Here is a 14,153-nt window from a genome sequence, read left to right as displayed (position 1 = left end):
TTACAAATCCTTTTTATCGCTCTCTCATGTATGTTGCAATTGCTTCAACATTTACATCTATATCGTCATAGCCGGTAGGGTCAACCTCAATAACGGCTCTCCATCTTGCTTGATCGATATCTCTATAGGCCACAACAACACCCACATAACGGGTATTTCTATTAAGGCTCATTTTGTATTTTTGCACTGAGTTTGGTTGTAATTCTAACTCGTCTTTTTTTAATAGATCTGGGCCCAGTAGTTTTTCAGGCGTTTCGTATAAACTAAAAAAGTCCTGTGTATCAAAAATAGTTCTCGAACTTAGCTCAAATATTTTCATAACAACTGGCGATGGTCTCTCTGATGTATCTGGATTTACATCTTTAGAAACATTAATAATTAAATCAGTTGAAGGCGGCACTATTTTATTTACGGTAGTACACCCAACCGTTAAAAAGAGTAGGCTAATGCTCATTAATAAGAGCTTAAATTTAGACATTATTTACTTTCCTTTCTAAAACGTTTCTTGAGTTTTATCATTGTAAGCCTTTAAAAAATCGTCAGACAATGCCATAGCGCCTTTTGCATTTACATCATGCGCTAGTTCTTCATGAAGGCTTTGATATACCTTCCAACATTTTGCCTCTGACTGGCCTGGAATAATTTTCAATACATTAGAGTTTTCATTTACTTGCTGAGTGATTTGCTGGGGAGAAACTTGCTCTAAAATCCCTTTAAGTACACCATCAGCTCCTGCTAATAAAGCATATTCGTGCCTACGTGTATCAGTAAAGCTTTCTTTGATCGATTCACGAGACGACAGGAAGCTTGCACTATTTCTTATGAATAAATTCTGAATAACATCATCAATATCAGCAGAAAATTTTATAGGGTTATTTTGCTTTGTTTGAAACATAGTTTGATTTAAACGTAATTGATTTTTTACCAATGCTCGCTGCCTTAATGACTCCATCAACTCGTTTAGTAATAAATTTAAACTTTGCCCCATTTCAAACCACAACTCTGGTGTATTGAGCGCATTTTGAAGCTCAGCTTTAACTCCTAAACCTTTTAAAAACGCCTCAGATAAAGCGGAATTAGCGCTTGTAGTACTAGCGTGTGTTTGCTTTTGTTTTGTAGGCTGCTTAATGGGTTCTGGTGCTTTTTGAGGTTCAACTTGAACAGGTTTTTCTGCCACTGCAACATCATCAAAACGGCTTTGAGCTGAAACTGATACATCAGGGTTCATTAAATGCGATAATTCATCCCAATTTTCTGGAATTTGGTTATCAGGCTGGGCCATACCCTCTTCTTTCATTAATACAGAAGGCATTGACTCATCTAGAATAGATTCATTCAAAAATAAATCACTTGAAGAAAAATTATCTATTGCAGGTGCAGGGGGGTTATTTCTTACTGCAAACTCATCCGTGTTCGGGCGTGTTTCAGTGTATGCTGTTGTAGATTGAGAATCAGCTAATTCGACTTCAATTTGAAAGTCTCCAACAGTAATTACATCACTGTGCGCTAAACGGTGTTTATTACCTTGACCAAGTGCAGACACGCCAAAATTAATAAACGTTCCGTTAGTGGAGGTATCGTATAAGTAAAACGAATCCCCTTCTTTCTCAATACGACCGTGCCGACTAGAAATTATTTTTTCAGGATCAGGCAAGTGCCAATCGCACGCTTCCGAGCGGCCAAAAATAAGAGAGTGTTTAGTTGTTTTAGAAGCTTCAATTTCAGGCGAGAGTCTATGATAACTAGTTATATTTAGTATCAGTTCCATTTGATAAGTTAGTCCCATAAATCTACATTTTTATTAGGATAAAGTAGAAGCGAAACTATTGTCAACATTGAAATTAATATATAAAAATATACACATATATTTAAATTTGAAGACAACGAAAAATCTAATAAACCTAAAAACATGAAATCCAATAATTAAATGACCGCTTGAATGTTCCTTTTTCAGCACACTGCAACAAACTTAATCCCAAACAAAATAAAGTGAAAAATTACCGCTAAATGTACCTTTTACGCCTTTTACAGCGCTTTTAAGCACGTTATTTTTTAAGTTTAAAAATAAAAACAAATTTTAAATGAGTTAAAACAGGCTACATAATTAATTTTGTATGAAACTTCTACGCTAGAAAGATTGCTAAAGTAATCTTTTTTTGTAAAAATACTGGCGTTATCAAAGGGAGAATTGATAAAAACGATAAAAATTCACCTTTGCAATTATTTATATATACACAATAAAAGGATTTATAATGAGCGGTATCAATAATTCTAACGATAAAACTCAGATAGCGTCGCTTGATTCAAATCTCAAAAAACCCCAAGCTAAAAATAAGCTCAATCTAATTGGCAAAAAAATATCTGCTCGTTACTTGGTTGAAGAATTAATTGGCCAAGGCGGTATGTGTTATATCTATCGCGCAAGGGATCTATTCTTAGAAAGTCCAAGTCGCCCTGAGGTATTTGTGGCGATAAAGGTGTTACTCGAAGAGTTTTCACACTCAGAAGAGGCCATCACTCTTCTAAAAGATGAAACCACTAAAACACAACAGCTAGCTCACCCTAATATTGTTAAAGTTTATTCAGCAGGTTCTGATGGCGATCTTCACTATGTAACAATGGAGCTTGTTGAAGGCGAAACACTTGAGCAAATAATAAAAAGAAACAAACCCACAGGTATGGTGTTTAAAAAAGCTAAGGTGATTTTAGAACAGTTAGCTAATGCCCTGATTTACGCGCATGCACGCGGTGTTATCCACAATGATTTAAAGCCATCAAATATTATTTTTGATTCTAACGGCAACTTAAAAGTACTTGATTTTGGTATTGCAAAACATAAAACCATTGAAGATGCTTATGCTGTGCAAAACGAGCAAAATACCGCTGTTGTAGGTGGTTACACTCCCACCTATGCAAGCCCAGAGCAACTTAAAGGAGCTGAGGCTTCAGTTAAAGATGATGTGTTTTCTTACGCATGTATAGCGCTTGAACTATTAAGCAGCAAACACCCGTTTAACCGCGTAGCAGCTGATAAACTTGCAAAAGAGACATCGGCAAAACGCCCTAGTAACTGCCCATTATGGTTGTGGGGTAGTTTAAATAAAGCAATTGCATTAAACGCTTCTGATAGATTAAGTTCACTAGAACCCATTACTGCTAAATTAAACCGTAATTACAAACCAGCTATCGCACTAGTGGCAAGCTTAGTAATTGCTACAGTATTTGCCGGCCAATATTACTTCTCTAATGATCATAATATTAAACAACTCGAAGCTAAGCTAGACAATGCCCAAGCTATAAATCAGCAAGTGAAAACGTGGATGTCATGGAATGGCCCAAGCATACTCGGTAAGCTTTCTGAAATACCACCGCAATATGAAGTTTTAAAACAAGGCTTACTGCGTGTAAACCAAGAGAGTGTTTTGCAAAGCTTTGATGGTATGGCTAACCAGCTAAACAATAGTGGTGATAAGTTTAAGAACTTCGATGAAACAATAGATGTATACACTCAAGCACTTGAGTACTACCCCGATTCAGAAAAGCTTTCTGTGCAACTTGAAAGTATTTTAAGAGAAAGACAATCGATTATTTTTGATATTACATCGCGAATTAATTTACTTTTAGAGCAATCACGTTACAACGAAGTTGATAACAATAGCATTCCTCAGTTAATTATCGATTTACAACAAGTTGATGACACCTATGTCTATGAACCTTCACAGATTCACTTTGATAATTACAAGTTAGCGCTAGATAAAGCCATAGAAGAAGACGATGTTATAACACAAAAAGCATTATTAAATGTAGGAAAGGCTATTTTTACGAATACTCAAAAAGAAGAGCTGCAATTCGCAGAGTTACTTAAAAGAGAGTCTGCAATCGATGCGCTTACCTTGTATCAAGAAAAAGTAAATAATGGTCAGCAAGCACAATTCCCTACTGCAGATGCTATTGTATTTTATCAGCCACGCTTTAATCGCTATTCTGAGCAATTGGAAAGCATAGAGCAATACAAAGAGCTATTAGAATTTGAAGAGAAAATTAATGTTGAGTCGGTGGATTTACCGTCAGACTTTTCGCTTTTAGTTTCTTTAAAGCAAGAATTATCTAAACGATACATCACAATGGCGAGCACTTTAATGAAAAGGAAAATGTATCGTACTGCTGAACAACTAGTAGAGCGAAGTGAAGCCATTACTCAATCACTTGATAATGTTTTATTGTAATTTACTAACAGTAACGCGAAGCGAATGTGGCTTTGCTTTTACAATACAATTTAAAAGTTGATGAACACTTAGTTTTACAGACGAAAGTCAAGGACGACAAGTTAAGCAAAAGCTTGTACTCCTCCATGATATTTCGCAATTTTAATTACTATAATGATTTATGGAGTACCAATGAAAAAAATAACCGCACTTGCAGCATTACTCATCCTAAGTGGCTGTGCAAACACTTCAAATATGAATGAAACTGAGCAGAAAGTTGAAGACAATGTTGCCGATGTTCAAGCTGAAGTAGCCGAAGTGGTTGCTCCAATCTCACTTACCGTAATTACGAACCCTAATGACGCTCGCGTGCGTATTATGAATATCAAACCAGTATATCAAGACGCCATTGAACTAAAAGAAGGTGAATATGATATTGAAGTAAGCAAACCAGGCTACCAAACTTACCGCAAGTGGGTTGTGGTTGATAAAAAAACCATACTTACAGTAGCGTTAGATGAAGTAGCAAAAACTGAAGCTGCTAACTAAACACAGGGTAAAATTGTATTTATGCCTTTAAATACGCATTAATTTAAAGGCATAACTCTCATCTTTTCTGCAAAAAATGTAATAACCCCTATTACACTTAAATTCCCAAAAATACACAGCCATAACACCACTATAAAACGACGTTTTTGTGATTTATGTCTAAGCCATTGCTGTGCAATGAGTGCACCGGGCCATCCTCCAAATAATGATAGTAATTGCAACGTACGCTCGCTCGTGCGAGTTACTTTTTTATGCGTTGATTGTTTAGCTTGTCGCTTATCCCATGCGTACATTATAAAAGTGATTAAGCTCAGTGCACTTATATAAACGGGTGCATAAATAGGTATGTAAATAGGCAAGTACTGAGATAGATACGCGAGCCAGATTACAGCTAAAAAAAGCAATGAGAAGGTGATTAATGTTTTCTTTATCAATTCATGATCGCCTATACTAAAAAGAGTTAAAGCAAAATAATAAGAGCCAAATTATGACATATTTTAAAGCGCTATTTTTAGTATTATGTTTATACACCTTTAATAGTTACGCCACTGATACACCCGCTAACCTTGACAAAGAACTTGCTGTATTTAAGCCTTATTTAGGCACTTGGCAGGCCGATTTTAAAGTGCCTGAAGGTGCAAAGCCTGTACAAGATGTAGGCCGCTGGGAGCGCGCTTTAAATGGTAAAGCAATTCATACTACACACTCTATAAATGAAGGCGAGTATGGTGGTGAATCGATGATTTTTTACGATAGTAAAAAAGACTCTTTGGTTTTTTACTATTTCACTACCGCAGGGTTTTATACAAAGGGTACCATGAAAGTGCTAAGCCCCACCCAATTTGTGGCCTATGAGGAAGTAACGGGCAGTAAAGAAGGTATCACCAAAGTACGCTCAACCAGTGAATTAAAAAACGATAAATTTGTCGTCTCAACATCTTATTTAAAAAAGGGTGAATGGACTAAGCCTGAGCAACGTACTTATACACGCAGTACAAAAACCGTAAAATTTAAATAACTTTGCATTTAAAACACAAAAAGGCAGCCTAGGCTGCCTTTGTTATTTATTAAGTTGGTATTATTTAGCAAACTTTTTAAATGGTTCGTCTACAGGTGTATCAGCAAGGTGGTTTGTGTAATTGCTCATTACTTTTTGCGATAAGCCAACAATAATTTCTAGTAGTTGCTGTTTACCGTAACCTGCTGCAAAAAACTTCTCAATTTGCTCATCACTAATTACGCCGCGATCGCGTGTCATTGCAAGTGTGGTTTCACGTAGTGTTTCAAGTTTTGCATCTGCAAGTGGTGTTTTGTTTACTAGAGCATCAACAATATTTTGGTCAACTTTCATTGAAGCGGCAATTGCGCTGTGCGCTGGTACACAGTAATGACACTCGTGCTCAACGTTAATTGTTTGCCATACAACTGTTAGCTCTTCTGCGTTAAACGATGTTTTTTGGAATAAGTCGTGCAGTACTTGGTAGCCTTTAAGCAGTGTAGGTGCTTCTGCCATTACTGCGTGAAGGTTAGGCAACATGCCAAATGCGGCTACTGAATCAGCCATTAGCGACTTTGATTCTTCAGGTGCGTTGTCTTGAGTATATAACGTAAATTCTGCCATGTTCTGCTCCAATAAATTAATGTGTTTGAGTAACTTCGAGACACATACTATTTGATTTTGAGCGACTGCTCAAGTTAAAATTGAGCATACGTTCAAAATAGTTGAGATGAAGATGGCTAACAAAGTTAAATTTGAACGCGAGAATGTCATTCGCGTTGCAAGCCAGTTATTTTGGGAGAAGGGGTTTACAGCTACCTCAACCCGCGATTTACAAGAAGCAATTAATATGCGCCCTGGCAGTATTTATGCGGCGTTTGGCTCTAAAGAAGGCTTATATAGTGAGTCTTTAAAAGACTACACAGTACAAATGAAAAGCCAAATTGACGGGTTTTTAGCAAGTTCTGACACTGTTGTAGGTGGTTTGCGTGCGTTTGTAGAAAACGTAATAATTAAAACCAAAAACTGCAGCCCAAGTGCTATTTGTATGTTGGTAAAAGCAAACTGTGAATTTGCAGAAAAAGATGCCTCATTATATGAGCTGAGTTTAGACCTATCGGCAAAGTTTGAAGCCTACTTAACCACCTTGTTTGCTCAAGCTATTAAAAATAATGAGCTGAGTAGTAATCTTACGGCGCTTGAATATGCGCAGTTTTTTCAGGTGCAATTTACTGGGCTACGTGGCTACTTTAACCGCCCAGGGGTTGAGCAATTAGCGCAGCCAATGATTAATCAAATGTTTGCCTTGATCAAAAAGCTATAACTTTTTGCATTACTCACAACTAAAAAGTCTCAACAAAAAAAGCGGCTAATTCAGTGTGAATTAGCCGCTTTTTTATATCTTACTTTTTTACGTTTTAAGCTTATTAAGCTCGCTATCTTGTTGCGCTACCAATGCATTAAGTGCTTCGCTGCTATCGCCCGCTTGGGTAGATAAATCAGCAAGCTGCGATGCCGCATCAGAGATAAGCGTTAGGTTACGGTTTATCTCTTCGGTTACTAAGCTTTGCTCTTCAGCGGCGGTGGCTATGTGGGTTATTTGATTTGTAATTTCATCCACTTTTACTACCACGCTATGCAGTGCTTCAAACGCAACTGAGGTTTCGTTAACTGCATTTTCAGCACGAATAACACCGTTTTCAATGACGGTAGATGCATTTCCTACCTCTGATAATAAGCTATCTATAAGTTGGCTAATATCATCGGTAGATGAACGGGTTTTAGAGGCAAGTGCACGTACTTCATCAGCAACTACCGCAAAGCCTCGACCATGCTCGCCAGCGCGAGCAGCTTCAATAGCAGCATTAAGTGCAAGTAAGTTTGTTTGCTCTGAAATCGTTCTGATCACATCTAAAATTTGTGTAATGTCTTTACTACGCGAAGCCACTTTTTCAACCGCTTGGTTAGCTTCTTTTATTTCTTCAGACATGGTTTTAACTTGGCTCATAGCCGATGACAAGCTCGACTCACTGCTTACTACTAAACCATTTATTTCATCCGCTTGTTGAGCTGATTGCTCAGAGGCTCTTGCAACTTCAAGTGCAGTAGCGCTCATTTCGTTCATGGCGGTTACCACGCTTTCAATTTCTTGAAATTGTGATTGCACGTTGTGCTTGGTATCAATAGCAATATGCTGCGCTATTTCGCCTTGATGCTTAGTTTGCGATGAAACATCTTTTAGCTCTGCAATTAAGCCTCGTAACTTAGTTAAAAAGGCATTAAATCCACCAGCAAGTGCAATAAGTTCTGCATGCGTATCAACATGGAGTGTATGAGTTAAGTCACCTTCTGAGCTGGCAAGGTTATCTACACGCTGTTGAATTTGCTCAAGTGGCGCGACCACAGTGCCTACTACTATTTTCATAATAATAAAAGCGATTAACGCTATTACAGCTCCTGTAATTAAGATCATTACACCTAAGTAGCTTGCTGTATCTTCCATTCCTTTAGCTAGAGCATCAGGCCCTTCAAGCGCTAAATTAGTAGGTACTTCAATAAGTAAAGACCACTGAGTATTAGCAAGTTTAATATTTATAGGATAATTAACTAAATACTCTGACGACATTTTAAAAATGCCTTTTTGACCTTTGAATCTTTCGGCTTCTTTAAAAGTAGCGGCACTAACAGCCTCTTTAAATCGGCGCCCTAATTTAGATTTATAATGGCTACTGCCCACCACTAAGCCTATGTCGCTTAAAAGCGTTACTTTTGCTTGCCCGTTATATAACTCGCTAGACAATTGCTCGGTCATTGCTTGAAAGGTAGGTAGGGTTAAATCAGCACCTGCTAAACCTAAAAACTGACCCGATTTTATTATTGGCACAGTTAACGAGGTCAACATTACTGAATCACCCGATGGGATTTCGTATAAGTAAGGTTCCATAATACACGGCTTTAACGTGTCTTTTGCACATAAGTACCAATGCGCTTCGCGAATACCAAACTCGTTTAATGAAGTTATATATTTATCGGCGGCGCTGGCTACTTTTTGCTGCTCAATGGTGCCGTTTTGATCGCGAGTAATATATACCTCTAAAGTGCCATCGCCATTTACTGAGTGTTTATACCCTTGCTTAAAGCTGGAATCTTGCCCATCAAAAGCATTAGGTTCAAATTGCGAATATATAGAAGAAAGCAACGTATTTTGCTCTAACATCGAACGGTTAATGCTCACAACCGTATCGCGGTCTAAATTTTGACTTTGTGCAGCGTCGCCTAATAAAGCGGCTAATGAATAAGGTACGCGATAGGCTTCATTAATAAAGCCTGCTATTTTTTCACCATAAGCGGCTGCATTTGAATTAAGTTTGTGCTCAACCTCGGCAACAATGTACCCTTCTGACTTAACAGCTAAGTCTTTGTTACTTGTTGATAATTGCCACCACAACGTAACCGACAATACTATTACTGTTATTAATATACTTGAGACTGTAAGCCACAGTAATTTTTTTGCTAGCGATAATTCCCGCATTCATTTCACCCTTTAATTTAAACTACGGCTACAGTTTAGTAGATCTGAGAAATGAAGCTATGAATATCGCTAAGAAAATTAAATCTAATACAAACGTTTAGCTTTTATTTTTGGTTAAAAAGGCAGTGGCTATAGAGGCCAAAACAAGCAAAATTACGCTCACCCACAAACACACTACAAAACCATAAACCTGAAACACCCACCCCGAAAGCACGGTGCCCAGTAAACGCCCCATGGCATTGGCCATATAATAAAAGCCAACATCAAGCGATACACCATCGCTTTTAGCAAAGCTGACAATTAAGTAACTATGCACAGATGAATTAACAGCAAATACACCGCCAAAAATAAGTAAACCTATAATCAGCGTGGCATGCACGGCCACATCAAGTTGCATAAAAAGTGCTAATAGTGCTGTTACACCACTTAGCAGCAACACCCATAAATAGGCATGTTTAACGGTATCAACACTTGAGTTACTGGTGCCGGTAATACGCGGCGCTTGCGATTGCACACCACCGTAGCCAATTACCCAAAGTGCCATAAAGCCACTTACCCACCAAAAGTTCCAGTTAAATTGCTGGGCTAAATAAATAGGTAAAGCCACTACAAACCATACGTCACGCGCGGCAAACAAGCATAATCGTGCTGCACTTAGTAAGTTTATTGCACGGGATTTAGAAAATAGCTCTTTAAACTTAGGCTTATTTTTAGCCTTGCCCATGTCGCCTTTTAAAAATACAACGCTAATCATCCACGCAATAGTAAGTAGTATAATAAGTGCTTTTAAAGCCCCGACAAAGCCCAGTACCGTAAGGAGTAACCCGCCTAAAAAGAAGCCCACCCCTTTTAGCGCGTTTTTAGAGCCCGTTAAAATAGCCACCCATTTGTAAAGCTGGCCTTGGCCGCTTTCTCCCTCGGGCACTAAATGTTTAATGGCGCTTTTGGCACTCATTTTGTTTAAATCTTTTGCTATACCACTAAGTGCTTGCGCCGCCATAACATAAGCAACTGTAAGCCATTCACTTGGCGCGCATAACATGGCAAGCGCCATTATTTGCAGCGCCAAACCAAAGTTCATGGTTTTATTAAGGCCTAAATGAGCCCCTAGCCAACCGCCCACTAAATTGGTGATCACACCAAAAATTTCGTAAAACAAAAACAGCATGGCAATAGCCAGTGCACCATACCCTAACTGATGAAAATGCAGCACTACCAGCATACGTAGTGCGCCATCGGTTAAGGTAAATGCCCAGTAATTACCGGTAATAATTAAATACTGTTTTATTGCTGTAGGTAAATTAGCAAGTTGCTCAAACATGGGTAAAGCCCTTTAAACCTTATAAATGGTTAAACCAAGTCGCTTTTAGCAACTTTAAGCATAAGCTCGGCGGTACGATTAGCGTAGCCCCATTCGTTATCGTACCAAGCGTATAATTTAAGCTGGGTATTATTAATAACCATGGTAGATAGCGCATCAATAATGCTACTACGTGGATCGGTTTTGTAATCAATCGATACCAGCGGTTTTTCTTCGTAACCTAATACACCTGCAAGCTCGTTTTTAGACGCTTGAGCAAACCATTCATTCACCTCAGTTGCTGTTACACCACGCTCAAGCTCAAATACACAGTCGGTAATTGATGCGTTAGTTAAAGGTACGCGCACGGCATGCCCATTTAACTTACCTTTAAGCTCAGGGAATATATGCGTAATGGCTGTTGCGCTACCGGTTGTGGTGGGTATTAAACTAGTACCGCACGAACGAGCACGACGTAAGTCTTTATGTGGCGCATCAATAATAGTTTGGGTATTGGTAATATCGTGAATAGTGGTCATTGAGCCGTGCTTAATGCCTACTTTTTCTTGTAGTACTTTTACAATTGGCGCTAAACAGTTAGTAGTACACGAAGCCGCTGTAACAATTTTGTGCTCATCTGGGTTATATAAATCATCGTTAACACCCATAACCACATTTAAAATGCCGTCTTCTTTTACTGGTGCGGTTACCACAACGCGCTTAACACCTTGTGCTAAATATTGATTTAACAGCTCTGTGGTTTTCATTTTACCGCTGGCTTCTATTACTACATCGCAATCAGACCAATCGGTATCGCTAATGGTCTTGTTATTGGTAACGGCAATAGTGTGTTTACCCACACTAAAGCTATTCTCGTTTGCTGTAACGCTGTGCGCTAAACGCCCGTGTACTGAGTCAAACTCTAATAAATGGGCATGTGTTTTAGCATCGCCTGCAACATCGTTTACTTTAATAAATTCTACTTCTGGCCACTCAAGTGCTGCGCGCAGTGTTAAACGTCCCATACGGCCAAAGCCGTTAATACCTACTTTAATTGTCATAATAAATACCTTTAGTAAAGTTATATCAATTTGCTTAATTAACAGCAGCTTGCTGCACGCTCAGGGCGATTACCCATTGCATTGAGTCGATTTAAATCGTCGTTATAAAACGCAGAATTTTCATCTTTGGTTTGTGTTAGTACACTAAGAGCCCACTCTGGCAGGGCTTTATTAATGCTGTAGTACACCCATTGATTTTGCTTACGGTCGCTCAATAAGCCACATTGCCTAAGCTGTGCTAAGTGGCGCGACACTTTAGGTTGGCTAAGTTCAAGTGCAGCAACAAGCTCACACACACATAGCTCTTGCTCATGGCTAATTAATAACATGGCTTTTAAGCGCGTATCGTCGGCTAAGCATTTGTAAAATTGAAGTGGGTTGAGTTGTTCCATAGCATCCTCGTTTAGTTAATGTGCATACAATAAAACAAAACGAGAATATATGAAATAGTGAATATACGATTTTCCGTATATTTTTTAGAGGAGTTTAATTAATATGAACTTTGCTAAATTTCAGCGCACAAAAAAGCCCAGTGGCAAAACCACTGGGCTGTTAAAGCGTTAACTAATTAGTAAATTAAATAACCGAAAGCTCTACTTCAATGTTACCGCGAGTAGCGTTTGAGTATGGGCATACTTGGTGTGCTTTATTTACCAGCTCTTGCGCTGCTGTTTTATCCATATCACCGAGTGATACAGCTAATTTAACTGCAATACCAAAACCACCTTCAATCGCGCCAATAGAGACTTCAGAATTAATGTGTGTATCACTTGGTAGCGCAATTTTTTCGCTACCGGCTACAAATTTTAGTGCGCCAATAAAACACGCTGCATAACCTGCTGCAAATAATTGCTCTGGGTTTGTGCCTTGTCCGTCGTCGCCACCTAGCCCTTTTGGGGTTGATAGTTTTACATCTAAACGGCCATCGTCAGATTTAGCTACACCTTCACGGCCACCGGTTGCAGTTGCTTTTGCTGTGTAGGCAACGTTTTGTAATACATTCATAGTGAACTCCAAAGTTTATCAATTAATTTAGTTTGCGTGCAAAATAATAGGCCAAGTAATTAGAGATTGCAAATATTTTGCATGCAAATTAAAATGTTTTTTTGAGTTTAAAGTATTAACGCACTAGGAGTTAGGTATGTCATTTGAGCAATTAAAATTAAAAAATCAGCTGTGTCATAGGCTATATATGGCATCAAATAGCATTGCTCGCGCTTACCGTGAGCCTTTGGCTGCGCTTAACTTAACGTATCCGCAGTATGTAGTAATGATGGCGCTGTGGGAGCAAGACCAAATAACCATCGCGCAGCTAATAGATAAAACCGCTATTGACGGCGGCGCTATGACCCAAATACTCAAAAAAATGACCGAAAAGTCTCTGCTGGCTGTTATTAAAGACGAACACGATAAGCGTAAACGCCTAATTCAGCTTACCCAAAGTGGACAAGCCCTTAAAAACGAAGCCGCTGATATTCCAAAAAATATATTATGTAAGTTTGAAAGTGTAGACCCTACGCAAGCTAAACAGCTTATGCAGCTGCTTGATTTAGTGGTAAACGATTTAAATGCTAAAAGTGACGATGAGTTAGCCAACTAACGCGGTTATTTTTTGTTGAATAAACGCCCTAAATGCCGTGATCACCGGGGTCATTTGGCGCCGGTCGGCGTACATCATATAAAGCGGTAGTGGATCGCTTTGCCACTGTGGGCATAAATGAACGAGCTCCCCGCTTGCTAAATTATCAATTACATCCAAGTACGACTTATACGCAATGCCTTTGCCCTCTAGCGCCCAGCGCCTCACCATTTCGCCATCGTTTACTATGTGTTGGCAATTTAGCTGCACTTTTTGCACCGCGCCATTTTTATAAAATCGCCACTCTTTAAACACCTCACCAAAGCGCATAAACGTAATAGTGGTGTGCTGCGTTAAGTTAAGGGGGTGTGTAAGCAATCCATTTTTTGCTACATACTCAGCAGAGGCCACTAAAATACGCGCATTATTTAAAAAAAGTGGCGCTGCAATTAACTGCGAATCTTTTGGTACACCAAAGCGCAGTGCAATATCAATTGATTGGCTGTAAATGTCGCTTACTTCGTCACTTAAATGCAGTTTAAGTTTTACATGCGGGTATTGCGCTAAAAACTCATTAAGCCATTCACTTAGTTTATTACGCCCTAAATCGCACGGGGCCGATACCTGTAGCGTTCCTGTTACTTCGCCTACTACAGTTTGCACTGCGGCTACACCTTGTTGAATAAGCGAAAGTGAATCTTTGGCGTAACTTAAAAACTGCTCCCCTGCCACACTTAATCGTAAGCTGCGGGTAGAACGAATAAACAGCACGTTTCCTAAATCTTTTTCTAGGCGCTTAATAGCTGCACTTACCGCCGCTGGGGTTTGCGCGTTTTGCCGTGCGGCTTCAGAAATACTGCCGCAACTAGCTACATCTATAAAAGTTTGAATATCGTTAAATGATCGCATATTTTCAATTAAAATTTGAAA

Annotated in this window: 15 protein-coding genes; 5 read left to right on the top strand and 10 right to left on the bottom strand. The window is 38.9% G+C overall.

Going from position 1 to position 14,153, the window contains the following annotated elements; all coding sequences use genetic code 11:
* Positions 1-13 precede the first annotated feature (13 nt).
* A complete protein-coding gene (gene tssJ / locus QUE46_RS17125; RefSeq protein ID WP_286248782.1) occupies positions 14-478 on the bottom strand; it encodes a type VI secretion system lipoprotein TssJ in 465 nt (154 codons plus the stop codon).
* A gap of 15 nt (positions 479-493) precedes the next feature.
* Entirely contained in the window at positions 494-1,768 is a 1,275-nt protein-coding gene (tagH, locus tag QUE46_RS17120) for a type VI secretion system-associated FHA domain protein TagH (protein ID WP_286248780.1), read from the bottom strand.
* A gap of 484 nt (positions 1,769-2,252) precedes the next feature.
* Between tagH and QUE46_RS17115 the strand changes: the two genes are divergently transcribed.
* Both QUE46_RS17115 and QUE46_RS17110 read left to right on the top strand, forming a co-directional pair.
* Positions 2,253-4,226 (top strand): serine/threonine-protein kinase, encoded by a 1,974-nt coding sequence (locus tag QUE46_RS17115; protein ID WP_286248779.1) that lies wholly within the window; start codon positions 2,253-2,255, stop codon positions 4,224-4,226.
* A 171-nt stretch (positions 4,227-4,397) separates the two neighbouring features.
* On the top strand, positions 4,398-4,754 hold the full coding sequence (locus QUE46_RS17110; protein ID WP_286248777.1) for a PEGA domain-containing protein: 357 nt from the start codon (positions 4,398-4,400) through the stop codon (positions 4,752-4,754).
* 38 nt (positions 4,755-4,792) lie between these two features.
* On the opposite strand, the gene QUE46_RS17105 is transcribed toward QUE46_RS17110, so the two are convergent.
* Positions 4,793-5,188: a DUF1294 domain-containing protein gene (locus tag QUE46_RS17105; RefSeq protein WP_286248775.1), complete on the bottom strand. Its 396-nt coding sequence runs from the start codon at positions 5,186-5,188 to the stop codon at positions 4,793-4,795.
* Positions 5,189-5,241: 53 nt separating this feature from the next.
* Here QUE46_RS17105 and QUE46_RS17100 point away from each other — a divergent pair, with 53 nt between their 5' ends.
* A complete protein-coding gene (locus QUE46_RS17100) occupies positions 5,242-5,772 on the top strand; it encodes a hypothetical protein (RefSeq protein WP_286248773.1) in 531 nt (176 codons plus the stop codon).
* Between the two features lie 60 nt (positions 5,773-5,832).
* Here QUE46_RS17100 and QUE46_RS17095 read toward each other — a convergent pair whose 3' ends face one another.
* Complete coding sequence (locus tag QUE46_RS17095; RefSeq protein WP_286248771.1) at positions 5,833-6,375, bottom strand: carboxymuconolactone decarboxylase family protein; 543 nt, start codon at positions 6,373-6,375, stop codon at positions 5,833-5,835.
* Positions 6,376-6,487: 112 nt separating this feature from the next.
* Between QUE46_RS17095 and QUE46_RS17090 the strand changes: the two genes are divergently transcribed.
* Entirely contained in the window at positions 6,488-7,075 is a 588-nt protein-coding gene (locus QUE46_RS17090; protein ID WP_286248769.1) for a TetR/AcrR family transcriptional regulator, read from the top strand.
* 87 nt (positions 7,076-7,162) lie between these two features.
* Here QUE46_RS17090 and QUE46_RS17085 read toward each other — a convergent pair whose 3' ends face one another.
* The 5 genes from QUE46_RS17085 to QUE46_RS17065 form a co-directional block, all read right to left on the bottom strand.
* Entirely contained in the window at positions 7,163-9,283 is a 2,121-nt protein-coding gene (locus tag QUE46_RS17085; RefSeq protein ID WP_286248767.1) for a methyl-accepting chemotaxis protein, read from the bottom strand.
* A gap of 97 nt (positions 9,284-9,380) precedes the next feature.
* Positions 9,381-10,604: an organoarsenical effux MFS transporter ArsJ gene (gene arsJ / locus QUE46_RS17080; protein WP_286248766.1), complete on the bottom strand. Its 1,224-nt coding sequence runs from the start codon at positions 10,602-10,604 to the stop codon at positions 9,381-9,383.
* A gap of 29 nt (positions 10,605-10,633) precedes the next feature.
* Positions 10,634-11,644, bottom strand: coding sequence for an ArsJ-associated glyceraldehyde-3-phosphate dehydrogenase (locus tag QUE46_RS17075; protein ID WP_277054824.1), 1,011 nt, complete (start codon positions 11,642-11,644; stop codon positions 10,634-10,636).
* 38 nt (positions 11,645-11,682) lie between these two features.
* Positions 11,683-12,036, bottom strand: coding sequence for a metalloregulator ArsR/SmtB family transcription factor (locus QUE46_RS17070; RefSeq protein ID WP_286248758.1), 354 nt, complete (start codon positions 12,034-12,036; stop codon positions 11,683-11,685).
* 184 nt (positions 12,037-12,220) lie between these two features.
* Entirely contained in the window at positions 12,221-12,649 is a 429-nt protein-coding gene (locus QUE46_RS17065; protein WP_286248757.1) for an organic hydroperoxide resistance protein, read from the bottom strand.
* 136 nt (positions 12,650-12,785) lie between these two features.
* Here QUE46_RS17065 and QUE46_RS17060 point away from each other — a divergent pair, with 136 nt between their 5' ends.
* The gene (locus QUE46_RS17060; protein ID WP_286248755.1) at positions 12,786-13,244 is read left to right on the top strand and encodes a MarR family winged helix-turn-helix transcriptional regulator; all 459 of its coding nucleotides are present in this window, start codon (positions 12,786-12,788) and stop codon (positions 13,242-13,244) included.
* On the opposite strand, the gene QUE46_RS17055 is transcribed toward QUE46_RS17060, so the two are convergent.
* On the bottom strand, positions 13,233-14,132 hold the full coding sequence (locus QUE46_RS17055; RefSeq protein ID WP_286248753.1) for a LysR family transcriptional regulator: 900 nt from the start codon (positions 14,130-14,132) through the stop codon (positions 13,233-13,235). The two genes, QUE46_RS17060 and QUE46_RS17055, sit on opposite strands and share 12 nt — an antisense overlap.
* Positions 14,133-14,153: the final 21 nt, after the last annotated feature.

The organism is Pseudoalteromonas sp. MM1, assembly GCF_030296835.1.
Classification (GTDB): domain Bacteria; phylum Pseudomonadota; class Gammaproteobacteria; order Enterobacterales; family Alteromonadaceae; genus Pseudoalteromonas.
This window is presented reverse-complemented; position numbering and strand designations above follow the sequence as displayed.

Bases quoted from the DNA above. Each gene is read 5' to 3' on its own strand.
- tssJ (WP_286248782.1), bottom strand. From the start codon at position 478: ATGTCTAAATTTAAGCTCTTATTAATGAGCATTAGCCTACTCTTTTTA.
- tagH (WP_286248780.1), bottom strand. From the start codon at position 1,768: ATGGAACTGATACTAAATATAACTAGTTATCATAGACTCTCGCCTGAA.
- QUE46_RS17115 (WP_286248779.1), top strand. From the start codon at position 2,253: ATGAGCGGTATCAATAATTCTAACGATAAAACTCAGATAGCGTCGCTT.
- QUE46_RS17110 (WP_286248777.1), top strand. From the start codon at position 4,398: ATGAAAAAAATAACCGCACTTGCAGCATTACTCATCCTAAGTGGCTGT.
- QUE46_RS17100 (WP_286248773.1), top strand. From the start codon at position 5,242: ATGACATATTTTAAAGCGCTATTTTTAGTATTATGTTTATACACCTTT.
- QUE46_RS17095 (WP_286248771.1), bottom strand. From the start codon at position 6,375: ATGGCAGAATTTACGTTATATACTCAAGACAACGCACCTGAAGAATCA.
- QUE46_RS17090 (WP_286248769.1), top strand. From the start codon at position 6,488: ATGGCTAACAAAGTTAAATTTGAACGCGAGAATGTCATTCGCGTTGCA.
- QUE46_RS17085 (WP_286248767.1), bottom strand. From the start codon at position 9,283: ATGCGGGAATTATCGCTAGCAAAAAAATTACTGTGGCTTACAGTCTCA.
- arsJ (WP_286248766.1), bottom strand. From the start codon at position 10,604: ATGTTTGAGCAACTTGCTAATTTACCTACAGCAATAAAACAGTATTTA.
- QUE46_RS17075 (WP_277054824.1), bottom strand. From the start codon at position 11,644: ATGACAATTAAAGTAGGTATTAACGGCTTTGGCCGTATGGGACGTTTA.
- QUE46_RS17070 (WP_286248758.1), bottom strand. From the start codon at position 12,036: ATGGAACAACTCAACCCACTTCAATTTTACAAATGCTTAGCCGACGAT.
- QUE46_RS17065 (WP_286248757.1), bottom strand. From the start codon at position 12,649: ATGAATGTATTACAAAACGTTGCCTACACAGCAAAAGCAACTGCAACC.
- QUE46_RS17060 (WP_286248755.1), top strand. From the start codon at position 12,786: ATGTCATTTGAGCAATTAAAATTAAAAAATCAGCTGTGTCATAGGCTA.
- QUE46_RS17055 (WP_286248753.1), bottom strand. From the start codon at position 14,132: ATGCGATCATTTAACGATATTCAAACTTTTATAGATGTAGCTAGTTGC.